Here is a 24,704-nt window from a genome sequence, read left to right on the forward strand (position 1 = left end):
CCCCTCATCATCCTTCGGATAGATGAGGGGGTGTATTCACGCAATTTATTTATAGATGATTCGCACAAAACCCACCAGCGAAGCGTTCTTTAGAGGTGGGATGTAGTGCGGCACCCTTTAGGGTGCGTTAGGTTTTCCCTTGCGCTTCGATATAACGTTGAATGGTAACACTCGAAACATTTCCGGCAGTAGAAACAAAATAACTACGAGTCCACATTGAAGGCATCTTTTTCAGTTTGGGAAATTCCTTTCTCAAGATATAAGAAGAGTAGCCTTTGATACGGTGCATAATTTGTTTGGGAGCAAGACCGGGAGGACAATTAAGGAATAGATGAACATGGTCAGGTTCAATTGCTAAACTTACGACAACACATTCTAGCTCTCTAGCTTTTTCTGTAATGAGAGCGGACAAACGAGCTTTAATCTCTCCAACCAAAACTTTCCGTCTTCGTCTGGGAATCCAAACAAAGTGGTAATTGATAAGAGATACTGATGTATTTTGGTGTCGATAAGGTTGATTCATAGACAGTATTGTGTCATAGTTAAACCAGATAGTCAAGTTTTTCTCATGCTCGTTCTTGAAGCCAAACTCAAAGGTAAAACTGAACAATATCAAGCGCTGGATGAAGCCATAAGAACGGCTAATTTTATCCGTAACAAAGCGCTGCGGTATTGGATGGATAATCGAGGAGTGAAGCAATTTGATTTAAACAAATATTGTGCTGTTTTAGCCAAAGAATATGAATGGGCGAAAAAACTCAATTCAATGGCAAGGCAAGCTAGTGCAGAACGAGCATGGTTTGCAATTTCTCGCTTTTTTGATAACTGCAAAAACTCAAATATCAAAAATAAGGGCTATCCCAAATTCAAAAAGTGCGGTCATTCAGTAGAGTATAAAACTTCGGGTTGGAAACTTTCAGATGACCGCAAAAAACTAGCTCTAACCGATGGCTTCAAAGCAGGCATATTTAAACTCATCGGCACTCGAGATATAAACTTCTACAACCAGAAGCAAATTAAACGAGTTCGTATTGTTAGACGCGCCGATGGTTACTATGCTCAGTTTGTCATCAAAGTTGACCGAAAAGAACAACGTGAACTCACAGGTAAATCTTTGGGGATTGATGTTGGGTTAGAGTCTTTCTACACTGATAGCGAAGGAAATCAAGTTGAAAATCCACGCTATTTAAGGAAGTCTGAAAAAGCACTCAAACGCGCTCAAAAACGAGTGAGTCGTAAGAAAAAAGGGAGTAAAAATCGACGCAAATCTATTAATAAATTAGCCAGAAAGCACCTTAAAGTTCACAGGCAACGTAAAGACTTTGCTGTTAAGACAGCAAGGGCGTTAATCCAGTCTAGCGACTTGGTAGCGTATGAAGATTTAAAAGTGCGAAACTTAGTTAAAAACCATTGTTTGGCTAAATCAATTAGCGATGCGTCGTGGCGAATGTTTCTTGAATGGGTTGAATATTTCGGGGCAATTTTTGGGATAGAAATCAGGTCGGTTCAACCTCATTTCACGAGCCAAGATTGTTCTCAATGCGGACATCGCCAGAAGAAAAGTCTGAGTCAGAGAACTCACCAGTGCGCGAAATGTGGGTTAGAGTTGCATCGCGACCATAACGCAGCACTGAACATCTTGCTAAAGGCTTTAGGAATCGAAACAAATAGCGGTGCGACCCCGGTGAATCACATTCACCAAGGGAACGCGCACCAAGATACCGTGGGGCGCACGGAAATCAACGCCCGATGACAGAACGACCTCTGCTCTATGAGTGCAAACTTGTCGAGTAAGTTGGCTGGATGATCCGGGAATCCCACCTTTTTAGCGAAGCGGAAAGGTGGGAGCGTCAATACCGAGAAATTCTAAATAGCGATCGCTTAATTCCTTCACGGCTAATTCATAAAGTTTTTTGCCATGTTCTGGGGTGGCTAAAGCAGGATTCGATCCCATGCGTCCATCGGGATAAGAACGGCGAAAATCTGCCGCGCTATAAATGCCATGACCTGAAGCCACTTCTGGGGATAAAGGGGCAATTTTAATGGAGTCAGGATAGATATATTGCGTCAAAGCCACTTCGCTAGGAGTCGCGTGAGACCCCTCCTCTTTGCCGTAGAGATCCTTGGCAAGTTTGTAAACCGAACTGCACATAAACCAATTTCCGACCCGACAGCGCACGCGATCGCTATTGGGAATCTGCAAATTAGCCAAATGATAATAAGTTTCGGAAAAAGCCGCTTTGAGGGTTGCAATATTGCCCCCGTGACCATTGATAAAAAAGAAATGGGTAAATCCGTATCGCGCCAAACAAGTCACATAATCATTAATGACTTGAACGAGAGTACTCGGACGTAGACTGATCGATCCCGGAAAGGCCGTATGATGCAATGCCATCCCGACATTAATCGTCGGTGCAATTAATGCTTGCGTCGCCTCTCCGACCCCTTTGGCGATCGCTTCAGCACAAATCGCATCCGTGCCGATCAAGCCTGTCGGACCGTGTTGTTCCGTCGAGCCAATAGGAAAAATAATTCCTTGCGATCGGGTTAAATAACTTTCAACCTCCGGCCAAGTACTTAAATGTAACAGCATAACTATTTATTTTTTGTCAAGAAAGAAGATACGAACAAAAGGAAAAAATTACATTTTCCACATGGAAAAATTTCACCTTATCCCGATATAGTGTATATGTTGCCAAGAACCCCATATTTTCTTATTTTATGCTGTCGCTAGATATACCAAAGAGCGCCACCAAACCAGAATTATCTAACCCTCCCCACATTCTGGTCGTGGAAGATGAAGAACTCATTCGCGAAATGGTCGTACTGGCTCTCAAAGAGCAAGGTTATGAAGTCGTCACGGCGATCGACGGGCGCACGGCATTAAACTTATTGCAAGAATCTGAATCCCCTTCTAAGTCCTCATTCGATTTGATCGTTCTCGATTTGATGTTACCGCAGTTCAATGGTCTCGATCTGTGTCGTCTGTTGCGCTATCAAGGCAATATTATTCCCATCTTAATTCTCAGCGCCAAAGCCAGCGAAACCGATCGCGTCTTGGGGTTAGAAGTTGGAGCCGATGATTATCTCACTAAACCGTTTAGCATGAGAGAATTGGTGGCTCGCTGTCGCGCTTTATTGCGCCGTCAAAGCTTTAGCACCACCGCCAAACCCTCAGTTTTGCAATTTAAAGATGTGACGCTTTTTCCTGAAGAGTGTCGCGTGATGATAAACCAAAAAGAAATTTCCTTATCTCCGAAAGAATTTCGCCTGTTGGAATTATTTATGAGCTACCCTCGACGGGTATGGTCTCGAGAGCAACTCATCGATCGCATTTGGGGTTTAGATTTCCTTGGGGATACAAAAACCGTAGATGTTCACATTCGCTGGCTGCGGGAAAAATTAGAAGCAGATCCCAGCAAACCCCAATATATTATTACTGTCCGGGGATTTGGCTACCGCTTCGGATAAATTCTCGTACTGAATTGTTCACTGTTCAGACCCATCGACAATAGAGATGTCCGGTTTGAGGATCTTTAAGCCATATTGCCGTCAAACGATGTTTTGGTGTCGGTGTGGGTTTGTTCGGATATGAGTAAAGAGTGGGTTTCGTGATGGGTTTGGCTATAGGTTTCGCGATCGTTTGCATAATTCTCCTTGAATATATTGAGATGTTGAAAACATAAGGATGATTGATGTTTAAACACTTCAATTAATCTTCTCTTAACTCAATCTTAACCTGATAGCTTGCAGAGAATGTGATGCAGATCTCTCTGCAACAGAATGTTAAGGAGTCTGATGTAAGAATTGCAATGAGTGTAAAGAAAATCCCATCATAATATTGTCGAGATAAGGCATGCCTTGTCTCGACTTAAAATGAAATCTGTCTACTTTTCCTTCTTCCCTTGCATTTCGATCGCTTCTATCGTTGAAATAGGAATATCTTGATTGAGTGGGAATATTTTGTCTTGGAAATTGCCTTAGCATTTATTTTGGGACTGGTCCTTGGGTTGGGGATCTGTGGGTTTAAGCAATATGAATTTAATCGTAGAGTTACACATCTCCTTGCCTTATTCCCTCATCCGGCGGACTTTGAATCGTCTCTCCCTATTTTGTCTCGCTTGCGCGGGGCAATGAGTCTGCTGGCGCGATCGCATCAGCAGCTTACAGAGCAACTACAACAACTGCAAGAAGTCATCAATACTGCCCCAGTCGGTTATCTACAAATCGATCGCTTTAATCAATTACTTTGGTGTAATGAATATTCTCGGCAACTTTTGCGGATCGATCGCTGGGATCCAGAACGTCAACGCTTGTTATTAGAATTAGTCCGTTCTTACGAATTGGATCGACTCATCGAACAAACCCGTAGAGAACAAACGCCTCAACAACAAGAATGGGTGTATCAGATCGTTCCTTTTTCGGGAGACAAGCCTTCATTTCAGTTTTCTCCAGAGCGATCGCGCGATTATTCCGTCACCTTACGTGCCTCGAGTTTGCCTCTCCCGGAAGGACAGGTGGGGGTTTTTCTCGAAAATCGGCAACCAGTCCTTGATGCGATCGCCTCTCGCGATCGGGTTTTTTCCGATTTGACCCACGAACTGCGAACCCCTCTCACTTCTATCTATCTTGTCGCAGAAGCCTTGCAAACTCGCGTCGATCCGTCCTTGAAAACATGGGTCGATCGCATCGTGGGAGAACTCGATCGCTTAATTTCCCTCATTAAAGACGCTTTAGAGGTCACCCAACTTCAACAACAAGCCAAGATCGATCTCGATCTTCAGCCTTTGAATTTAAAAGAGTTATTATTCTCAGTTTGGCAAACCTTAGAGCCTCTCGCCAGACAAAAAGCGCTAACATTAACTTACTCGGGGGAAGAATCCTTGCAACTCCTCGGCGATCGCGATCGTCTCGTGCAGGTTTTTCTCAATATTTTCGATAACAGTATCAAATATAGTCCCGATCGCAATTCGATCCAAGTTGAAGTCACGCAGGAGGAATCAGCAGAAACACCAACCGAGCCAAAATCTTGGATTACAATTGATGTCATCGATTCGGGTTGCGGCTTTCGCGAGTCGGACTTAGAGCGAGTATTTGAACGCCTGTATCGAGGGGATGCTTCTCGGCAACGAAATATTAATTCCTCTAGTTTAGATACAGCTTCTCTGCGTCGGGGGAGTGGGTTGGGACTGACAATTGCCAAAAAGATTGTTATGGCTCACGGCGGTGCGATCGCTGCCCAAAACCATCCAGAAACAGGTGGAGCATGGTTACGCATTCAATTACCAAATTTTCATTAAATCTTAACATTTAGTTGTTATTACTGTTTTATATTTACACTTTTGAGGTCTCTCTATTAGCCAGAATTTTTCCTCAATTTTGCGATCGCTCTCGTTTACTATTATTTTTTTAAAATGACACTTTCCTCTTATATTACACCTACCACAAAACTCGAACGTTCTCTCAAACAAGTCGATCAAGATGTCTTACGAATGGGAACATTAGTCGAACAGTCATTTCGCTTAAGCCATCAAGCCTTATTTGCTCGGGATTTAGATGCGATCGCGCAAATCGATGCGATCGAGAAACAAATCGATACCTATTATCGTCAAATTGAACTCGACTGTGCAAAGCTCATTACTTTGCAGCGTCCCGTAGCTTTAGATTTACGCTTATTAAATGCTTTTATGCACCTCGTGCGAGACTTAGAACGAATTGGCGATTATGCTCAAGATTTGGCAGAATTAGCCATGAAATTAGCGACCTATTCTCCTCATCCTTGCTTGCCAGAAATTGAGGAAATGTCTCGTAATGCTCAAATTATGTTAGCCACCAGTTTAGTCGCCTTAACTGAATTGGATGCCAAGGCTGGACGGCGAATTAAAGTGATGGATGACCTCGTTGACGATGCTTACGATCGCCTTTATCAAACTCTTGCAGAAGCAAAAGATATTAAGGGATCTGTAGAACCCATTTTATTAATGGTCTTGGCAATTCGCCATTTGGAACGCATGGCCGATCATGCCACTAATATCGGTCAGCGCGTCGCTTATATTGTTACGGGACAGAGACAGTGAACAGTTATCAGTTATCAGTTATCAGTTATCAGTTATCAGTGAACAAGAAACAATTACTGAGTGAAATGCGATCGAAAACTAAACTTGTACAGTTAGCCTTGCTCCTTTTAAGTTGCTTTTTTGTGGCGGAATTATTGGCAGCTACATTCAGTCATAGTTTATCGTTGGTGGCGGATGCAGGTCATGTTTTTTCCGATATTGCAGCCTTGGGAATTACTTTAACAGCAACTTGGTTAACTTCTCATTTTGAGGAACGGGGATCGCGATCGCTCATTGCCCGAGTTCCTTCTAAAATTGAAGCGATCGCAGCCTTAGTTAACGGTTTAAGTTTATTGGGGGTGGCAATTTGGGTGGGGTGGGAAGCAATTCTTCGCCTCAGTTCCCCTCACCCAGAAGTTCACGGATTACCCATGTTATTATTAGCAATTCTCGGACTGATGGTAAATGGGATTAATGCGATAAGTTTGTATCGCTGTAGTTGTGGCGATCTCAATCTTAAAAGTGCCTTTTTTCACGTTGTTGCCGATGTTGTTTCATCTGTCGGGGTAATTTTGGCCGCGATCGCCGTCATGTGGCTGCATTGGTTTTGGGCGGATGGTGTTGTGAGTTTGTTGGTTTGTGGCGCGATCGCATTATTAGCATTCCCGTTATTGGTACAAAGTTTGCAAAGATTGTTCAGTGGTAAGGTAGAGTCATTTTCTCCTCTTTGCGATCTCGAACCTGAAGCGATCGAAAAAATTCTCTATCCTTCTCTAGAAGATTTACTTAATCCAGAAAAATAGCCCTCAAATTTTGATTTACAATACTGATAACTGATAACTGATAACTGAAATGACTTCAGAAGAATACGATCGCCAAATCGAACGTGTTATTAAAATCCTCCATCACGATTTACCAACTCTATTCGAGCAAGATATTTCCTATGATATTTATACCTCAGATATAGAATTTCGCGATCCCGTCAATCAATTTAAAGGAAAATTCAACTATCGCATTATTTTTTGGACATTACGCTTTCATGCCGGACTATTTTTTAGCGAGATTTATTTTGATGTCCATGAGATTAAAACTACTCAAAAAAACTGTATTCTCGTTGATTGGACGGTGAGGGGAAGATTGCGCATACCGTGGCAAGCCAAGGTGTTTTTTAATGGTACTTCAACCTATAAACTAACAGAAAAAGCACTCATTTACGACCATTGCGATCGCTGGGATCGTTCCCCTTGGGAGATTTTAAAACAATTTGTTAATCGGTAAAGTGCTTTAAACCAGTGCAGGAATAACAATGTGAATTTGACAACCCAAACCGGGTTGAGACTGGAGAGAAAAATTTCCCCCCAAGGCTTCTACTCGTTCTCGCATTCCTTGTAAACCAAAGCCTGTCGTATTTTCTTGTGGCGCAAAGCCTTTGCCATTGTCTTGAATCTCCAAATCTATTCCCGTGAGACTCGAAGCGATCGCCAAATCTACCCGATCGGCTTGGCTGTGTTTGGTAATATTAGTGAGGGCTTCTTGAACGACGCGATAGAGAACGGTTTGAATATCTGAGTTGAGGGAGTCTTGCAGGCGAATTTGTGAGGTTACTTTGATTTGAGTAGTTTGTTGGAATTCTTGTAGTAATTTTTTTAACGCTAAATTAAGCGATCGCCCTTGTAACGGCGGGTTTCTCAAACTGGCCACAGACTGGCGCACGTCTTTGAGGGCTTCTTTACCCAAACGTTGCGCTTCTTTGAGATGATAGCGAGATTTATCCGGATTTTGGGCAAAATAGACAGAGGCGTTTTCGAGTTGGATGCTTTGGGCGGTGAGAGAATGACCGACAGAATCGTGCATTTCTCGGGCGATGCGGGTTCTTTCTTGCAATGTGGCTTGATTTTCAATCAGCAGGGCATATTTGCGGAGGCGATCGTGCGCTTGGGTTAAGGCTTGGCGGCTTTGACGTTCGGAAAGTAATGCTCCCACTAATAATAAAACAAAGGCCAAAACCAGACCAAAAAGTAAGGCAGAATTAATGGCAAAACCGAAAGCAATTCGCAACCATTCCGAGGCGATTTCTCCCGGTCTGATGGTATTGTGGCGTTGAATAGCCAGATAAATTCTCAACATGAGGCGCAGGAGAAAGAATCCGTAAGCGCAAAAGGCAACCATTAAGCGTCCAGGCCAAGGGAAGAGAATGCAGGCGCGAATAACGACAATTAATAAGAGGGCAAAAAAGAGAGATTCTCGACGACCGCCAAGAAATACGGCCAGCCAACATAACCCAAACCCTAAAGCTGTGTAAAGAACTTGTTGCAACCGCGATCGCATAGGCAAACGCAATCCCAATAACCCTAATAAGCCAATACAGCCGATCGCGCCGGTGGGGAATGGTCGCGATCGCCAACGCGGAGGGTGTACGGGAAAACGATGAGGAGGTGGCAAACCTTGGGGGGAAAGAGTGGCAATGAGAGCAACCCCCAAGAGAATCCATTCGAGGTAAAGTAAGAGACGAAAAGAGCGATCGCGCCAAAGTTCATTTTTCATTTAAAAATACCGATAATTAATAACCAAGATGACAACTGGAAAAGTCTGGCAGAATGCAATTCTTTTAAGCGGTGGTATTGCCTTAATCCTCTGCGGAGGTTGTTTTCTCATTGGGATTATGATTCTCATTAGTCCAATGAATTTGGTTGGGTCGGGATGTTCTTCTCAAGCAATAGAATATACTCCCGAACTCAAGACTTTTCTTAATGTTCTTTATTTCGGTGCTTTTGGTTGCTTTGGGGTTGCGTTTTTTTTCATCGCAACATCGGCCATCCGGTTGCTAAGCAGCAAAGAGTAAATTTACCAAAGCGAACCGTATCTTAACATTGCACGATTTTGTTTCGTTCATCTACGGGCGATCGCACCTTGCCACTCGGGTCAAAAGTCACAGAAAAACTTCACCCTCGAGTCATAGAGAACTCGAGTCCTTGGATCGAGGTTGAAAGGAAGGGATTTTTTTTAGGATAGAAGCGTAAACAAAATCAAGGTATTCGGAGCCACTTCAATGATGAAACTTCCTAAATTCTTTCTCCTCGCTGCTTCTCCTCTCGTTTTGACCCTTGGTGGTGCTGTTGCTTTGGTGGGTGCAGATGCGTTGTACTCTCAATTCGATGCTCCAGCGATCGCTCAAGAATCACCGAATGGCGATCGCGGCGGTCGCGGTCGCGGCGATCGCGGAATGCGGATGTTAGAACAACTCGACCTCAGCGAAGATCAAAAGCAACAAATTCAAGCCATTCGCGAACAAGCTAAAGCCAATTCTGAAGGATTGCGGGAACAAATGCAAAATGCGCGAGAACAAATGCGCTCTTTAATGAGCAGTAATGCTTCAGAAAGCGAGTTACGCCAACAACATCAAGTCATGGAAAATTTGCGCGACCAAAAAAGCGATCGCCGCTTTGAGACCATGCTGCAAATTCGCGAAGTTCTCACCCCAGCACAACGCGCTCAACTCGCAGAAATGGAGCCGCCTCAACGTGGAGGTCGCGGGGGTGGCAATCGCCGCTAGATTTGGTGCGATCGGGGTGCGCGTAAATCGGTATGAGGAGAGCAAAACCAGTTCTCCTCTTTAGCTTTATCTCAAATTGAGAGAAGTTTATCTCATTCGTGCGATCGCTTCTTTCTACAACCAGACAGAATCGGACGTATTAACATGGTTTTAGTGACAATATGCGCCAAAGATGACAGATTGGACGACTTATTTAGATTCGGTTTGCGAGGAATATGCCCAATGGTGGGATGATTTTACGGTAACGGATGCGCTGCTCGATTTGGAGGTAGAGCGGATCGAGGAGGTGCGATCGTATAATTTGACCAGATAAACGCGATCGCTCTCAAAATGGCAAAACTTCCAATTGAAACTACAAATCTGCTCGGTCAATTAAAACAAAAATCTCTATATATCGTTCGCAACTCCGAATTCCCGCGATTGTTTGCGTCAAGGCAATCGCCCAACAATATAGAGAAATTTTGCAGGAATGCGATCGCAGACCAGTAAAAAAAGAGACTCCAGCCCAATAATAGAATTGATAGTGAATTATTGTCACTCGATCGCTAAATTTAACTCTTGAAAACGCTCTGATGCTGACTCAAAAATAATTTCTTCGGGTCGTGCCGCCCGAGTATTAACCTTTAATTGATAAACTCCCTCTTGTAAACCTTCAATATAATAAACGCCGGCGGTATTTGTGACAGAAAAACCGCGATCGCCATTCGCTGAATTATATGCCTCTACTGTTGCCCCTGATATAGGATTTCCCTCATCATCTGTCACCACACCCGATAAACTATAAGCAGGCACAAAAGGCACATAAAGGGGTGTATAACTCCCCTCCACAACCTCGATCGCATAAGCCGATTCTAAGGGCTGCCAATCAATAGGATAACCTGCCGGATCCAAGTCGAGTCGATAGATTCCGGGAGGAAGGCGCAAGAGAACTTGTTGATTTTCAATAGTGGGACGAAAAGTTGAAATCGGTTGATTGTTGAGAATTAAAAGATATTCTGTTCCTTTGGAAAAAAAGGTTTCTCTTGCTCCTTTTTTACCATTACTATTCTCATCAAAAAAGGGTAAAATAGCAAGCCCTCCTTGGGTTCTCAATAAATCCGAACGGCGATCGCCTTCTGCCAGCCTTGGGTGTAAATTGACGCTGGAGAGAAGTTCCAAGCGGTAGGAGTCGCGATCGCTGGTGACGGAAATTCCCTGATAAATTGCCCGCACTAAAAACCCCGGAATGACAGTGGTTTGAGCCGTCGCCACCCATCCCGATCCCAAAGAGCCAAACCCGTAACCTACCTCGACTTCATAAAGATAACGCCCATCCCGCGCCCTTTCTGGGGAACGATAGCGCCATGCTAGAGTTGCTAACTCGTTATTACCCTGTAAATTGCGGGTTTCATAGCCTACTAAAAAAGAATGTCCCCAATCAAAAACAGGATTGCCAGAAAGATTAAAATCCAGTTGCGAAGTTGAGCCAATTTCAGTCCCTTGCTGAGTAAATTCTAATACTCCCAAGCGCTGGATTATATTCCAGCGTAAATTACTTTCTTCGTCTAAGATGGCGCGAACAAAACTCAAATAATTATTCCCTCCGGAAACGGTTTGAATCCCTCCTGCTAAACCATTAATATTGTCATAAATTCCCAAAAGGGAAACAGTGGGTAAAATCTGCCAATCTACATTGAGACGACGAGAAAAGCGATCGCTATTAAATCGTGCTAATAATTCTGGGAAAGGACGAAAGTAAACATCGGCATTAATATCCCAAGTTTCGTTGCGATCGGGGGTCAAAATACTCGCCCCGAGTTGAAAGTTCATCCCCGTCGGACTGAAAAAGATTTCCCCTAAACCGCGAAAGTCATTGTCAACGACAGCCCCCACACCAAAGGTAAAATTTTCGCTAATTCCCCATCTTTGTCCCACTCCGACGGCAATATTCTCGAATTTTCCTAAAATCCCATTCTCCTGCGTACCCGTTACCCGTCGAGCTCCCACAGAAGCGATCGTTGCGGAAGTTCCCGCTTCTAATTGTCCCGCAACATTGGCAAAAGTCGGCGATCGCACTTCTGGCTGTGCGGAAAGTCGTCCTTCGGGATAGAGAAACAGACGATATCCCCCGCGATAAAAGGAATTTTGCCCGACGGGAATCTCTTCAAAGCGATAAATTCCCGAAGAATCTACCAAAACTTCATCGATTAAGTTACTCGATCCGACTACGAGCTGCACTAAAGTTCCCGGATCTGCCCGTCCAACGATGGTGCGCCCGATTTGTTGTCCTCGCAATCGTTCCTCGGGATTGAATCCTCCTCGGCGAGGATAAGTCGGTGGGTTAAATCCTTGCCGTTGAATAGTGGTAAAGCCGACAAAATCCCCTCGTTCGCCACTATTCCAAAAGGTCGCTTGAGACCCTAAAACGTAATCGGCGCGATCGCTTTGCCGCAAGTATTGTCCTTCTGTGAGACTCCATGTTCGCGAATCGCTTAAGTTATTTTGATTGAGGCGAAAAAAGTAGCTCCCTCTCGCTACAGTGCCGACGATCGCGAGATCCCCTCGGGTGTTACTGGAGTTTCCTCGCACTCCCGCCGTATCGATGCGCTGTTCGATCGCAGATAAGGTAAAGTCATCGGGTTTAATTTTGTCGAGTCCTTCTATTTCTACGGGAGGGGGTTCAATTCCGATGCGAAAATCTGGCGTGATGCGGGGGGTTTGAAAATTCAGGGCGTAGTTTTCGAGGTCAAATTCTACGGAAATGCCGAAAAGTTCTTCAATTTGAGCCACAGAAAAGACTTGTCCTAATTCTGAATCTTGTTGCAAGCGATCGCGATCGATCTGAGTCACAAAGTAACGCGATCGCACTTCTAAAATTCCTGTTTCTAAGGGCGTAATTTCCAAATTTAATGCCTCGCGCACGACATCAAAAGGAATCAACCAATGGGATAAATTAATCGCTTGTGTCCCATCTTCTTGACCTCTAACTAAAGTTCCTGCGATCGCGGCTCTACGATTGATATCAATGCCGACAATAATGGTACTAAAACTAGAATTAATGGGAAAGGAAGGGATCTTATTTTCTTCTAAAAAAGGGGTCTCTGCATTGGGCTTATCTTTGTCTAGTAAGGAAGAGGGGGAAATGGGAATTTGTGGTAAATTTCCCTGCTCTGCGATCGCATCTATTGCAGGTTTATTTTTATCGAGAAGCGTGTTGGGGGAAGTTTCTAGAGAAATTTGAGAAAATGCAGATCTCGCTTTTCCTCCTGTTAAAGCGATCGTTAAACCACATAGCACAATAGATCTGATGCTGGCACGCAAAATTCAGTTCTCCCCAACAACAAATAACCAACAACCAATAATAAATTATTCGATGATAAATTCAACCTGAAAAGATTCTGTTTTCTGTTGACGATAATTATCTTCGTGCCAAATCAATTCACCCTGAAGCTGATAGGTTCCCGGGGGTGGAATTTCTGCGCCTTCGGGATAGGTAATCATCAAATTGCGATCGCTTTCGGCTAACACAATTTCTGGTGAAACTTTGCCGCGATCGATTTCCGTGTCTGCTTGCAACAAACGCCACTCAATTCCCGGTCTTGCCGATGCTCCTCCTACATTCTGCACCAAAATGGTAATCTGTTGAGTTTGAGAATTCCATGTTGCGCGATCGGCGACTAATTCGGCTTCTAACTCGCCATTTCGCACAAAAACCGTCACGGCAACTTGCTGCACGATTTTAACTGTATTTCCCGCTTCATCAACGAGGGTAAGAGGATCTAATCCTTCGACAATTAAAGCCGTGCGATACTCTCCTTCGGTTAAACTGGGAGGAAAACGACCGATCAAGCGTACTCGGCGATTTTGTCCGGGTTGAACGACTAACTCCCGAGGGGTAAATTGTAAGTAAGGACTTAAATCGAGAGGAGTGGTGGGGAGAGCTTGGAAGCCGCGATCGCGATCGTAAGTAAAGGGTTGTGTATAAACCCGAGCGCGATACGGCTCATCCCCATTATTGTAGACGCTAATAAACCCCTGACTTTGCCCGCGACGCGCTTGAATTTCGAGGACGATGGGGGAGACACCTAACTGAGCGAGAGCAAGGCTATTTCCCAACCAAGCGGATAAACCGAGAAGAAATCCACCTAGATATCGCACTAATGTTTGCTTTTTTGGGATATAAACCATTGCTCGAGTTGTTTTCACTAAGAAACTAAGGTGCTGCTGTTAGTGTTACTGTATAGGAGTATGGTCCGGGGGCAAGAGTTGCTGGTACGCTAATTGCTTCCATGTGAACATCGAGAACCTCCGCAATGGGTGAATCATCAATTGTTAAAGTTCCTCCTCCACCGGTTGGCGAGTTGATCGTTCCAGTGGCACCAATCACCCAAGCTCTGTTATTTGTTGGCACTTGAACTACTCCTGGAACGGGATCCGCAACAGTAACAGTTCCTCCACTTGGACAAGTGATTTCAATTGTTGCAGGAAATGGAGGTAGTCCATCACTCGTTAAAAGATTGGGAGTAGCCGGATTATATTGTAACTGCCCATCTGTAGCAACTCCCCAAGTACAAGAATCGGGAACAATTCCAGAAAAGTTAACGGTTTGTGCTTTGACACTCGATGTTAAGGTACAAATCCCTGCGATCGCTAAAGCAGGAATGAGAAATAAGCGGCGAAGCATTTCCTAGACTCCTATGGTAGATTTATCAATCAAGTTGACTCTATGATAACAAGGGATCTTTAAGGATAGGGAAAGTTTTACAAGTTTTTATGCGATCGCGATCGTTTTTTTCGTCAACCGACATTCTACGGATCTTGGTGTGGCTAAATTTTGGAAGAAAGCGATCGAGCCTCTCTACAGGCAAATCAATATCATTGTTGAGCGAAAAATATTCTCTGCATCTATCCAGTTCAATCTCAGGGAAATTTCAGTTAGATCCGATTGAATGGAATTCAAGTTAGAAAGCGCAACTCCGCGATATCTCATCCTCGCTATCCGTGCTATAGTTTATCCAAATTTTATTTTTCAGAACAATTCAATTATGGTAACATCCCCTCTGCAAACCAAACAATCGAACGCTCGAATTACCCCTTTCTCGCAAAAAATTAACGCCCCACTCAACAAGCAACAAATTACAGTTTTACAAATTAATTTAGGACGGCGGTGCAATTTAGCTTGCACTCATTGTCATGTCGAAGCCGGTCCCAAGCGAACAGAAGAATTATCCCCAGAAGTTTGCGACCAACTTATCGAAACGATCCAACGCTTTGAGCAAATCCAAACAGTTGATTTAACTGGAGGTGCGCCGGAAATGAACTATGGTTTTAAACCCATTGTTGAAGCTGCCAGAAAACAAGGAAAAGAAGTTATTGTTCGTTCTAATTTAACCATCTTTTTTGAACCCGGTTTTGAGGATTTGCCCGCATATTTTGCCAAGCACAAACTAAGAATTATTGCCTCGCTTCCCTGTTATCTAGAAGCCAATGTCGATCGCCAGCGAGGAGCAGGAGTTTATAATAGTTCAATTCATGCAATCAAACACTTAAACCAATTAGGCTATGGAACCAATCCCGAACTCATCCTCGATCTGGTTTATAATCCCACGTTACCAAAAAATGAGGAGTTTTCCTTAACACCCGATCAACAAAAGTTAGAAAAGGATTACAAGGTATATTTAGATGAACATTTCGGCGTTCGTTTCAATCATTTATTCACCATTACCAATTTACCTGTCGGTCGCACAAAACAATATTTACAACGTCAAGGAATTCTGCATTCTTATGTTAAATTTTTAGAAAATCACTATAATGCGAATACTCTTGAGAGCCTAATGTGTTTAAACGAACTCTCAATTGATTATTTAGGAAATATTTATGACTGCGATTTTAATCAGATGGAAGGATTACCGGCAAAAATGCCCAATGGAGAAACATTTACTGTCGCGAAATTACTCGAATTGAATAGTTTAGATATAATTCGGAACGTACAAACTGCAAAATATTGTTACGGTTGTACGGCAGGATGCGGTTCTAGTTGCGGTGGTGCTTTGGTTTAAATCAGTTACCAGTTATCAATTCACCGCAATTGAGTTGGGGAATGTTTGCCCGACAAATCACACAAATTTTGTACAGTTATTCGGAGCATTCTCAAAATGGTTGAAGCCCAGAAAAGCAACAAATTCAAATCAATTTTCAAATTTATCGCGATCGCAGTCGTCGTAGCAGGTTTAATTGTGGTAGCTAAGGTTTTAGGCATTACAGACTATATCAATACCGTTTTGCAAAATACATTAACTTGGATTGACGGTCTCGGGATATGGGGTCCAATTGTTTTTGCTGGTATCTATATTGCGGCTTCGGCAGCTTTAATTTCTGGGGCAGTTTTAACCTTGGGTGCAGGGGTTATTTTTGGAGTCGTACAAGGGTCAATTTATGTCTCCGTTGCCTCAACTTTAGCTGCAACAGTTTCCTTTCTTATCGGACGCTATTTTCTCCGGGGCTGGGTCTCCAAACAGATTGAAAGCCAACCAAAATTTAAAGCGATCGATAAAGCCGTTGCCCAAGAAGGTTGGAAAATTGTTGGACTGACTCGACTTTCTCCTATTTTTCCTTTTGTCTTTTTAAATTACGCTTTTGGCGTGACGCAAGTTTCTTTAAAAGACTATGTTATCGCTTCTTGGATTGGCATGATGCCGGGTACGGTAATGTATGTTTATCTCGGTTCTCTAGCTGGAGATTTAGCAACTTTAGGAGCCGGAGGTGGTGAAGGGAATAGTACGATAACATGGATTATTCGCATTGTCGGTTTTATTGCAACGGCTGCGGTGACAATTTTTGTCACCAAAATTGCCAAGAAAGCCCTTGACGAACAATTGGTAGAAAAAACGGATTCATCCTCTCAATTGGCGGCGGATGGTAGCGAAAATTGATAAATTTGAGGTGTCTTGTCTGTCACCTTTAAACTTAGGCAACTGGATTACTAAGCGGAGCATCCACTACTGAAAAATATAAATTAATTTCAATTTATGCGACACCGATTCCCATTTTTATGTTCTTCCTCAACCCGTAAAGTTTATCGGTTTGGGTTCTTTCTTTTGGGAATTTTCTTGTTGTTATGCGCGATCGCTCCCTTAAAAACCATTCTTCTCGATCGCGAATTTTGGCTCGCTACATTCCATCATTGCGAAGAATGGGCAGTTTGTGCTTTTATCGGTGCTTATATCGTTTTAACGGTTTTGGGCATCCCCGGAACGATTTTGACAGTAACGGGGGGTTTAGTTTTTGGCTTGATATGGGGAACGATTTGGTCGGTTTTCGGGGCAACTTTAGGCGCGATCGCGGCATTTTGTGCGGCTCGTTATTGTTTGCGGAATTGGGCAAAAAACAAGTTTCAGCAGCACCATCGCCTCAAATGTTTTCAAGAAGCTGTCGAAAAAATGCCCCTTCATTTTGTTTTAGCAGTCCGTTTTGCTCCTATTTCACCTTTCAATATTGTTAACTTTTTATTTGGACTCACTCCCATCGATCTAAAAACTTATTCTTTGGGAACATTTATTGGTATTATCCCCGGCACTCTCGCTTATACATGGTTGGGAGTGACGGGGAAAACTGCCTTAGATCGCGGTGAATATTTACCCTTGTTTATTGCTTTAGGGATTTTAACGCTCCTTTCTCTACTTCCTTTATTGGCGAATAAAAAGAGTGGCAATTAGCGAAGAACCTATAACTAATAACGAAATAATAATTTTTTCTACAAAAAAGGGAAAATCCTATCTTTATCGGTTAAGACAGGGTTAGGGGGTAGCGATCGCATCAGAAACGATCGCCAAGTAGTCAATCATGAAAGATACAGGCCATCAAATGATTTGGGAATTAGTTTCTCCACTCACGATTGAAGAAATTAATGCTCAAAGACGAGGAATGATGCAACGGTTAAAACAACTTGCCGACGATCGCCACCTCCAATTATTGGCCATTCGCCCCGAACACGAAATTTCTATCCTCAAATTCCAAAGTGACGCTCACAGTTACAGGCGCGTGAGAACTCTCTTTAAAACCTCGCAATTAGCGAACATTCTCGGGATGTTGATTAAAGATGTCAGACCGATGGAAATCGGCGATCGCCCCGCCCCTAACCCCGCCTTTCCGATACTAGAACAAATGCTTCTGAAATCGGATCGACCTTCTATCGACTTCAAGGCATTAGAGAATCATATTTTGGAGCATTTATCAGCTTGTTTGCTAGAAGATTCCCCAGAACAAATATTAAAGCGCTTTCGTCACCTGTTTATTGATGTTAACGATTACAGTGATGTTAGCGTTCAAGCCGCCCTCGAAAAAATTGCGATCGCGAAACGAGAGGAGAGCAAGTTTTACGATTTTCTCAATCGTTGTTGCTATCTTCTTATTGACACTTGGATCGTGAAGTCCAAAAATCGTCTAGCGATCGTCAAGATAATTGAACTGTTTGAGCATTTACCTGCCCCCGGATTCAAACAGGCACGAGGAGTCCGACGCTTGCGCCAATTGGTGCGGGAGTTCGTTGAAAGCAGCGAAAAGTACCAACAACTCAAGCACTTTGTGAAGGCTATTTGTCCTCAATCTGAAGAAACGCCGACTATTGGGAGTTTAATTCATCGCTACCCTTTCTTGTACCAACACTATTTACTTAATGAAGAAAGTTCTTCCGAACAAATGCAAACCCTGCGAAATTGGCAAGAAAAAAGCGAACATTATTTTGAATTTCGCCTCGTCCGTTTTCTCAATTATCAACTTCGCTTGGCCCAAGTTGCCCGCGCTAGACAGCTATCTCAAGGGGCAGGGCGCATTCTGCAACGGGAAAAAAACCCGACATTATTGAGCGATCGCGAATTGGGGAGAATCTTAAGCAAATTTTCCAGCAAAGTTTTCGATCGTTCCCGACATCCCAATGTCGCCGAACGTTTTTTGGAACATAGCTATCAATTACCGACCTATCAAGACTTTAAAGAACATCTTTATGCTTATTTGGTTGTTGCCTTCGATTCCGACTATGCGATCGAGCAATTCAACCCTCAATTAAAAGAATATCTCGATGGACTCCTCGATCGCTATAACCCACAAAAAATGAATGAATCATTATTGTTGCGAACGGCTAAAAAACTACTCAATTTTTTAACCGTAGAGAGTGCCAAACAACCCGATCATTACATCTTAATCGAGGCAATAGAAGGATTGGGAATTAATGGCATACTCGATGTTTTATTGAGAGTCATTTTATTATGTCCGTCTCTGCGATCGGAATTTGACAAACGTTTAGCCATTCTTTTCAAAAATTATGAAGTCTTTCCTCCTAATGAGGCTCTGTGGCTGATTAAACTCTTGGAAGCATATCACGTCATTTGTAGTATTCACTTTGGTTCTGCCGATCTGACTCCTTTAAAAAAATTGCGACGGCGATAGTATCAGTCACCAGTCACCAGTCACCAGTCACCAGTCACCAGTCACCAGTTTGGGAAGAGGTGACAAAAGTTCGATTCATTTCATTCTTTCCTATTCGTCTTCTAATTCCTCTTCGCGATCGCTGGGTTTCTTGACTTCATCCTGAAACCCGCGCAGGGTTTTTCCTAATGCACTACCTAATTGAGGAATCTTTTTCGGTCCAAAAATTGCCAGACCAATCACGATGATAATAATGACTTCTGCCCAACCTAAACCAAACATAATATTTTTCCTAGAGTTTTTTGTTTGACCATCGCGATCGATATTTTAACTCTACCAAAGTAATTGTTCCCAAGAGAATAATTTTTCCAATGGCAAATGCTCGACCTGCTGCAATGTGAGTTCCGTCTGCAAATTCACTTTAATTTATTTCGGACAAAAAAACAACCTCCTCGTTTTTAGAGAAGGTTTGGTAAAACTTTTGAGTTTCATCTCGAAACAAGAATCGCCTATTTTTTAACCCAAAAGCGCTTTTAAAAATGCCCAGCGATCGCTAACTTCTTCAATGATTTTAGTCGTCGGTTTTCCTGCACCGTGTCCCGCTTTGGTTTCGATGCGAATGAAAACCGGGCGATCGCCGACATGGGATGCTTGCAAAGCGGCGGCAAATTTAAAACTATGAGCAGGAACCACGCGATCGTCGCGATCGGCAGTGGTAATTAAAGTGGCGGGATAATTTGTTCCAGGTGTTAAATTATGCAGGGGAGAATAGGCATATAATGCCTTAAATTCCTCCTCATTTTCCGGCGAACCATAATCCGAACACCATGCCCAACCAATGGTAAATTGAGGAAAGCGCAACATATCCATGACTCCAACCGCAGGTAATGCTGCTGCGAATAAATCCGGGCGTTGAGTCATGCAAGCACCCACTAATAAACCGCCGTTACTTCCTCCACCGATCGCGAGTTTTTCTGGGGTAGTATATTGATTTTCAATTAACCATTCTGCGGCAGCAATGAAGTCATCAAACACATTTTGTTTATTTAATTTCATTCCTGCTTGATGCCATTCTTTTCCGTATTCGCCACCTCCGCGCAAATTTGGCATCGCATAAATTCCTCCCATCTCCATCCAGACCAGATTTTTAACGGAAAAGATAGGAGTCAGAAAAACATTAAAACCGCCATAACCATACAAGTAAGTTGGATTTTTGTCATCTCGTTTTATGCCTTTTTTATGAGTAACAAACATGGGGATTTTTGTGCCATCTTTGCTTGTATAAAAAATCTGTTCTACGATATATTCATCGGGATTAAAGTCAACTTTTGGTTGGCGAAAAAGTGTACTTTTTCCGGTTTCTATGTTATAATGAAAAATTGTTGTTGGAGTTGTAAAACTGGAAAAAGCATAAAACGTTTCTGTATCATTACGCTTACCCAGAAAACCTCCCGCAGAACCAATTTCAGGTAATGCAACTTCCTTGACAAAGGTTCCATCAAGGGTAAAAATCTTGATGATTGTATGAGCATCTTGAAGATAGTTAACGATAAAACGATCGCCCAAAACACCCACATTTTTTAAAGATTCTTCACTTTCTGGAATAATTTCTCGCCAATTCTCTTGGGCAGGATTATTAATATCGATCGCAATTAAACGACCTCGAGGGGCATCGAGATCGGTACTTAACCAAAAAAGTGAATCTTCATTATCAATAAAACCATAATTCGCCTCAAATTCAGAAATCAGTTCAATAACTTGTCCTTCTGGATCGCGTAAATCTTTATAAAAAATCAACTTGCGCGGATCGGTTCCCAAGCGGACATTAATAATTAAATATGCCCCATCATCCGTGACATGGCCGTAAAACCCCCATTCTTTGCGATCGGGACGATGATAAACCAGAATATCTTCGGATTGTTCGGTTCCGAGGCGATGGTAGTAGAGTTTTTGGAAATAATTAACATCCTCAAATTTTGTTTTTTCATTCGGTTCGTCATAGCGACTGTAAAAGAATCCTTGAGAATCGTTTGTCCACCACGCACCAGAAAATTTAACCCATTTGAGAAAATCGGGTAAGTTTTCTTTTGTTTCTATATTTTTGACCTTCCATTCTTGCCAATCCGATCCCGATCGCGAGATACTATAAGCGACAAACTTGCCATTTTCACTAATGGAAAGACCGGATAATGCGATCGTGCCATCTTCAGAGAATTGATTGGGATCGAGTAAAATTTCTGGCTCGTCTTCTAAACCTTTTAATGTATAGAGAACATTTTGGTTTTGCAATCCATCATTTTTATAAAAAAAATAGCGATCGCCTTGTTTCCAAGGAGCACTATATTTCTCATAATTCCAAAGTTGAGTTAGGCGATTTTTGATTGTGTCGCGATTGGGAATATTTTCTAAATAAGCAAAGGTTACTTTATTTTGCGCTTCGATCCATGCTTGAGTTTCTTCGCTATTAGAATCTTCTAACCAGCGATACGGATCTTTGACTTCAATGCCGTGATAAATATCAATTTGGTCGGATTGGCGAGTAATTGGATATTGAATCATCATTGTTAGTTGCTTACACTGTTTGTTTGCGTCTCTGTCGGCAGTAGTGAAGGCGAAATATCGAAAAAATCCGAAGGTATTAATCTATTATAAAAGGTTTCCAGCTATATTGTGCGATCGCATCTTTTTAAACTACAATGAAGATCATTGTGTTTTTTTTAAAACCATGATAGTAACGACTCAACGATTTACTCTTGAAGAATATCTCAGTTATGACGACGGAACAGACAATCGTTATGAATTGGTTAATGGAGAATTAGTCAAAATGGCGCTTCCTAGCGGACGACACGGTGAAATCGCCGATTTGTTGAATTTCCAATTCCGTCAAGAAATTGGACGACTCGATCGCAACTGGGTCTCTAAACAAATGGCGATTGGAATCCAATCCCCCCGAGGCGATCGCTGGGATACCTTTCGTATTCCCGATGTTACAATTATCCCTCGAGAACAATGGCAAGGTTTACAAAATCGAGAAGCTATTATCAGATTTAATGAACCCGCACCTTTTTTAGTCGTTGAAATTGTCAGTCCTTCCACAAAAAGCACCGATCGCCGAGCTAAACGTGCTGAATATAGCGTTTTAAATATTCCTGAATATTGGATAGTCGATCCTCTCGAATCCCAAGTGATTATTTGTTCTTGGGTAGAAGGATTGTACGACTCAGAAGAATTTACGGGTAGCGATCGCATTATTACCCCAACCTTCCCAGAACTTGACTTAACCGCCGAACAAATTTTGCAAGGTAATAGTTAAGGGTTTTTCTTTATCGTGAATTGCTAATGATTTTATAGATTCAATTCATTCGCCAATTTTTGCAGATCTTCTTTCAAGAGTATGGTTATTTGTCCGCTATGAGAACTGCCATCTTCATTCTTCGTTAATTCCAACCAATACGCAAAACGAATTCCCAAGCGCAATTGCCCGTCTCTTCCTCCCAATCCTGGTAAATTTAAACGCCGAGACATCTCCAAAGTTTCCGCAGAAGGATAAACGCGCAGGATTTGTGCATTTTGATAATCCGTATAAATATCCAGTCCATAAATAACGCGTAAAGCTTCTTCTAATCTCGGAATCGAAACCCCATTAATTAAGTCGTAAAGAGAAAAATTTTCGCTGCGAATAATTCCCGGATTTGCCAAAAAACTAATGCGTCCCGGTGGAAAAACAGAGGCGCGAAACTCGAAGCGTTGGGCAGCCGTATCGGTGCGCCGTACCGTCAAACCGTCGCTATCTACAGGCTGTAACGTTGGATTTCCGGCGATCCATGCGGCCACCGTTTCCGTGCGTTGACCGGGCAAACTCCATACTGGAGTCGCGATCGCACCGAAAACCAAGCCCCATAACCCCAATGCAGACAAACTGCGTAAAATCATTTTAAAATCTGCCAACTCATATCTCCCATTTTAGAAACTCCTGCTCAATTGTCTATCGAACGGATGGCGGGAGAAAAAATATATTTCTCAATATTTTGTCGCGATCGCAACGTGCTATGTTAATAACTCTGAGTTGGTTTTGATGGGGAACAGCCATCAGATGCGAAGGGGAAAGACCAGTGCAAATCTGGCGCTGTCCCGCAACTGTGATGAAATCGAAGTCTTGAAAAGCATCGTTTCAAGCCTCGTTTCTCAGTCAGGATACCCACCGACTCGAGGCAACTCAACAGAAAAATAACGTATTTGCGAGGTACAAATCGTGTTTGCAGACATTTTATTAAAAGTTAAGAATTCTCGCGAGATCCAGCGCATTTCGGTAATAGTTGGCGCGATCGCACTCTTTCTCTTCGCCGCCCAACCCGCGATCGCCCATCATCCATTTGGCGGCCAAACTCCCGCCAATTTTTTTGAAGGTATTTTATCGGGAATGGGGCACCCGGTCATCGGACCCGATCATTTTGCCTTTGTCGTCGCGATCGGCTTATTGGCAGCCCTGAAAGGCAAACAAGGTATTTTTCTCCCCATTGCCTTTGTTGTCGCTACCGTAGGAGGAACCGTCGTTCATCTCCTAGCGATCGACCTTCCCGCCCCAGAATTGATAATTTCTGCCTCAGTGTTAGCGTTTGGTGTCTTCCTTGCCCTTAAAGAAAGTCCGAATTTAACTTGGCTTTCTGGAAGTGCCGCGATCGCCGGACTTTTTCACGGCTATGCTTACGGAGAAGCGATCGTCGGGGCAGAAATGACCCCCTTAATCGCCTATTTAGCCGGATTTGCCCTCATTCAACTAGCGATCGCCCTTGCCGCCTTTAAAATTGCCCAACGTGCCCTCACAAAAGCTGCCGAACACCCCAATCTTGCCCTGCGTTTTGCCGGATTTACCATTTCTGGGATCGGTGCAGCATTCCTCTCTAGCGTCATTCTGGGTTGACAGCCACGCACCGAAAATTGCATTGTAACGATCGCGTCTTCGGCTTCATGGTGGAAGTTCCGAAAACTCCAGAAACTGCTTTTGTATGAGTCAGACTCAGCCTCCTTGGTAGAATCCAAACACTTGAAATAGATTTAAAAGAAAACAAAAGTTAAGGTTTTTTTCTGCTACTTTATGAAAAAGACTTAATATCGGGAGATTTTCTCATGTTCTTTCAAGTACCAGATTTTGAGGCTCTTGTCATTAACTTTCCCCAACCTTGGGCATGGGCTGTAACTTGGTTGGGAAAGGATGCCGAATATCAACCCAGTTACCCCCCAAAATTAGGATGGGCAGCGATTCGTGCAGGTTCTACTTGCGAAGAAGTAGGGTGCGATTGGATTGAGAAACAATTCGAGATTTCTGTTCCTAAATGCGAGGAATTGACTTACAATTCAATTGTCGGGTTTGTCTACATTTCAGAGGTCAAGTCTTATCTCGAAAAAGATGATTCTGCTTGGGGAATGCCTTATTTCAATCGATGGGAATTTCGCGAAATTCAGCGCCTCAAAAAGCCCATCAAGTTTTCAACTGAAACCGATCTAATTGTTGCTCCTTTTGCCAAAGACCTGTTTGAAGGGGATGCAACAGAAGAAGTAAAATTATCTCATACCAATCAACAAGTTACCGAGAATTTCTCTTTCTGGACAACCTACCAGAATTCTCAACCTCGACAATAACTTGTTTGGGAACGACTCGAATAAAGTAGCAAAAGCCTTGATTGCCTTTGCCG

At 43.0% G+C, this 24,704-nt stretch carries 26 protein-coding genes and 1 riboswitch; of the genes, 16 read left to right on the top strand and 10 right to left on the bottom strand.

Going from position 1 to position 24,704, the window contains the following annotated elements:
• Nucleotides 1-127: 127 nt before the first annotated feature.
• A complete protein-coding gene (gene tnpA / locus AC6RV6_RS12395) occupies nt 128-523 on the bottom strand; it encodes an IS200/IS605 family transposase (RefSeq protein ID WP_500241156.1) in 396 nt (131 codons plus the stop codon).
• A gap of 45 nt (nt 524-568) precedes the next feature.
• On the opposite strand from tnpA, the gene AC6RV6_RS12400 reads away from it, so the two are divergent.
• Nucleotides 569-1,753, top strand: a complete 1,185-nt coding sequence (locus tag AC6RV6_RS12400) for an RNA-guided endonuclease InsQ/TnpB family protein (protein WP_500241157.1) — start codon at nt 569-571, stop codon at nt 1,751-1,753.
• Between the two features lie 72 nt (nt 1,754-1,825).
• On the opposite strand, the gene AC6RV6_RS12405 is transcribed toward AC6RV6_RS12400, so the two are convergent.
• Nucleotides 1,826-2,593 (bottom strand): creatininase family protein, encoded by a 768-nt coding sequence (locus tag AC6RV6_RS12405; protein ID WP_500241158.1) that lies wholly within the window; start codon nt 2,591-2,593, stop codon nt 1,826-1,828.
• A 128-nt stretch (nt 2,594-2,721) separates the two neighbouring features.
• On the opposite strand from AC6RV6_RS12405, the gene AC6RV6_RS12410 reads away from it, so the two are divergent.
• Complete coding sequence (locus tag AC6RV6_RS12410; RefSeq protein ID WP_500241159.1) at nt 2,722-3,471, top strand: winged helix-turn-helix domain-containing protein; 750 nt, start codon at nt 2,722-2,724, stop codon at nt 3,469-3,471.
• Nucleotides 3,472-3,496: 25 nt separating this feature from the next.
• Here the strand turns inward: AC6RV6_RS12410 and AC6RV6_RS12415 are convergent, their stop codons facing one another.
• Nucleotides 3,497-3,649, bottom strand: a complete 153-nt coding sequence (locus AC6RV6_RS12415; RefSeq protein WP_500241160.1) for a hypothetical protein — start codon at nt 3,647-3,649, stop codon at nt 3,497-3,499.
• Nucleotides 3,650-3,944: 295 nt separating this feature from the next.
• On the opposite strand from AC6RV6_RS12415, the gene AC6RV6_RS12420 reads away from it, so the two are divergent.
• The 4 genes from AC6RV6_RS12420 to AC6RV6_RS12435 all read left to right on the top strand — a co-directional run bounded on the left by AC6RV6_RS12420 (nt 3,945) and on the right by AC6RV6_RS12435 (nt 7,334).
• Entirely contained in the window at nt 3,945-5,300 is a 1,356-nt protein-coding gene (locus AC6RV6_RS12420) for a sensor histidine kinase (RefSeq protein ID WP_500241161.1), read from the top strand.
• Nucleotides 5,301-5,414: 114 nt separating this feature from the next.
• Nucleotides 5,415-6,077: a phosphate signaling complex protein PhoU gene (gene phoU / locus AC6RV6_RS12425; protein ID WP_500241162.1), complete on the top strand. Its 663-nt coding sequence runs from the start codon at nt 5,415-5,417 to the stop codon at nt 6,075-6,077.
• 38 nt (nt 6,078-6,115) lie between these two features.
• Nucleotides 6,116-6,859 carry a cation diffusion facilitator family transporter gene (locus tag AC6RV6_RS12430; RefSeq protein ID WP_500241163.1) on the top strand — a complete coding sequence of 248 codons (744 nt, stop codon included), beginning with the start codon at nt 6,116-6,118 and terminating at the stop codon, nt 6,857-6,859.
• A gap of 49 nt (nt 6,860-6,908) precedes the next feature.
• Nucleotides 6,909-7,334 (top strand): C6orf136 family protein, encoded by a 426-nt coding sequence (locus tag AC6RV6_RS12435; protein ID WP_500241164.1) that lies wholly within the window; start codon nt 6,909-6,911, stop codon nt 7,332-7,334.
• A gap of 6 nt (nt 7,335-7,340) precedes the next feature.
• Here AC6RV6_RS12435 and AC6RV6_RS12440 read toward each other — a convergent pair whose 3' ends face one another.
• Nucleotides 7,341-8,600 carry a sensor histidine kinase gene (locus tag AC6RV6_RS12440; protein ID WP_500241165.1) on the bottom strand — a complete coding sequence of 420 codons (1,260 nt, stop codon included), beginning with the start codon at nt 8,598-8,600 and terminating at the stop codon, nt 7,341-7,343.
• A gap of 28 nt (nt 8,601-8,628) precedes the next feature.
• On the opposite strand from AC6RV6_RS12440, the gene AC6RV6_RS12445 reads away from it, so the two are divergent.
• The 3 genes from AC6RV6_RS12445 (at nt 8,629) to AC6RV6_RS12455 (ending at nt 9,922) form a co-directional block, all read left to right on the top strand.
• Complete coding sequence (locus AC6RV6_RS12445) at nt 8,629-8,898, top strand: hypothetical protein (RefSeq protein ID WP_500241166.1); 270 nt, start codon at nt 8,629-8,631, stop codon at nt 8,896-8,898.
• A 207-nt stretch (nt 8,899-9,105) separates the two neighbouring features.
• A complete protein-coding gene (locus AC6RV6_RS12450; RefSeq protein WP_500241167.1) occupies nt 9,106-9,609 on the top strand; it encodes a Spy/CpxP family protein refolding chaperone in 504 nt (167 codons plus the stop codon).
• Nucleotides 9,610-9,781: 172 nt separating this feature from the next.
• Nucleotides 9,782-9,922 carry a hypothetical protein gene (locus AC6RV6_RS12455; RefSeq protein WP_500241168.1) on the top strand — a complete coding sequence of 47 codons (141 nt, stop codon included), beginning with the start codon at nt 9,782-9,784 and terminating at the stop codon, nt 9,920-9,922.
• 221 nt (nt 9,923-10,143) lie between these two features.
• On the opposite strand, the gene AC6RV6_RS12460 is transcribed toward AC6RV6_RS12455, so the two are convergent.
• The 3 genes from AC6RV6_RS12460 to AC6RV6_RS12470 are packed head-to-tail and all read right to left on the bottom strand — an operon-like array spanning nt 10,144 to nt 14,272.
• Nucleotides 10,144-12,909, bottom strand: a complete 2,766-nt coding sequence (locus tag AC6RV6_RS12460; RefSeq protein WP_500241169.1) for a carboxypeptidase-like regulatory domain-containing protein — start codon at nt 12,907-12,909, stop codon at nt 10,144-10,146.
• A 45-nt stretch (nt 12,910-12,954) separates the two neighbouring features.
• On the bottom strand, nt 12,955-13,776 hold the full coding sequence (locus tag AC6RV6_RS12465) for a fimbrial biogenesis chaperone (RefSeq protein ID WP_500241170.1): 822 nt from the start codon (nt 13,774-13,776) through the stop codon (nt 12,955-12,957).
• A 25-nt stretch (nt 13,777-13,801) separates the two neighbouring features.
• Nucleotides 13,802-14,272, bottom strand: a complete 471-nt coding sequence (locus AC6RV6_RS12470; protein WP_500241171.1) for a hypothetical protein — start codon at nt 14,270-14,272, stop codon at nt 13,802-13,804.
• A 361-nt stretch (nt 14,273-14,633) separates the two neighbouring features.
• On the opposite strand from AC6RV6_RS12470, the gene arsS reads away from it, so the two are divergent.
• From arsS to AC6RV6_RS12490, 4 genes are all read left to right on the top strand, one after another.
• Entirely contained in the window at nt 14,634-15,647 is a 1,014-nt protein-coding gene (arsS, locus tag AC6RV6_RS12475; protein ID WP_500241172.1) for an arsenosugar biosynthesis radical SAM (seleno)protein ArsS, read from the top strand.
• A 96-nt stretch (nt 15,648-15,743) separates the two neighbouring features.
• Entirely contained in the window at nt 15,744-16,520 is a 777-nt protein-coding gene (locus tag AC6RV6_RS12480; RefSeq protein WP_500241173.1) for a TVP38/TMEM64 family protein, read from the top strand.
• A 96-nt stretch (nt 16,521-16,616) separates the two neighbouring features.
• Entirely contained in the window at nt 16,617-17,303 is a 687-nt protein-coding gene (locus AC6RV6_RS12485; protein ID WP_500241174.1) for a TVP38/TMEM64 family protein, read from the top strand.
• A gap of 127 nt (nt 17,304-17,430) precedes the next feature.
• Entirely contained in the window at nt 17,431-19,032 is a 1,602-nt protein-coding gene (locus AC6RV6_RS12490) for a Sll1247 family protein (RefSeq protein ID WP_500241175.1), read from the top strand.
• A gap of 90 nt (nt 19,033-19,122) precedes the next feature.
• Here AC6RV6_RS12490 and tatA read toward each other — a convergent pair whose 3' ends face one another.
• Together tatA and AC6RV6_RS12500 are read right to left on the bottom strand one after the other, a co-directional pair.
• Nucleotides 19,123-19,293, bottom strand: coding sequence for a twin-arginine translocase TatA/TatE family subunit (tatA, locus tag AC6RV6_RS12495; RefSeq protein ID WP_500241176.1), 171 nt, complete (start codon nt 19,291-19,293; stop codon nt 19,123-19,125).
• A gap of 234 nt (nt 19,294-19,527) precedes the next feature.
• A complete protein-coding gene (locus tag AC6RV6_RS12500) occupies nt 19,528-21,573 on the bottom strand; it encodes a prolyl oligopeptidase family serine peptidase (protein WP_500241177.1) in 2,046 nt (681 codons plus the stop codon).
• Nucleotides 21,574-21,736: 163 nt separating this feature from the next.
• Here AC6RV6_RS12500 and AC6RV6_RS12505 point away from each other — a divergent pair, with 163 nt between their 5' ends.
• Complete coding sequence (locus AC6RV6_RS12505; RefSeq protein WP_500241178.1) at nt 21,737-22,324, top strand: Uma2 family endonuclease; 588 nt, start codon at nt 21,737-21,739, stop codon at nt 22,322-22,324.
• 32 nt (nt 22,325-22,356) lie between these two features.
• Here the strand turns inward: AC6RV6_RS12505 and AC6RV6_RS12510 are convergent, their stop codons facing one another.
• Complete coding sequence (locus AC6RV6_RS12510; protein ID WP_500241179.1) at nt 22,357-22,959, bottom strand: hypothetical protein; 603 nt, start codon at nt 22,957-22,959, stop codon at nt 22,357-22,359.
• 102 nt (nt 22,960-23,061) lie between these two features.
• Nucleotides 23,062-23,231, top strand: a riboswitch (cobalamin riboswitch).
• Between the two features lie 32 nt (nt 23,232-23,263).
• Between AC6RV6_RS12510 and AC6RV6_RS12515 the strand changes: the two genes are divergently transcribed.
• Nucleotides 23,264-23,932 carry a HupE/UreJ family protein gene (locus tag AC6RV6_RS12515; RefSeq protein ID WP_500241180.1) on the top strand — a complete coding sequence of 223 codons (669 nt, stop codon included), beginning with the start codon at nt 23,264-23,266 and terminating at the stop codon, nt 23,930-23,932.
• A gap of 206 nt (nt 23,933-24,138) precedes the next feature.
• Nucleotides 24,139-24,651, top strand: a complete 513-nt coding sequence (locus AC6RV6_RS12520; protein WP_500241181.1) for a hypothetical protein — start codon at nt 24,139-24,141, stop codon at nt 24,649-24,651.
• Nucleotides 24,652-24,704 lie beyond the last annotated feature (53 nt).

The organism is Spirulina sp. LEGE 11439, from assembly GCF_059821285.1.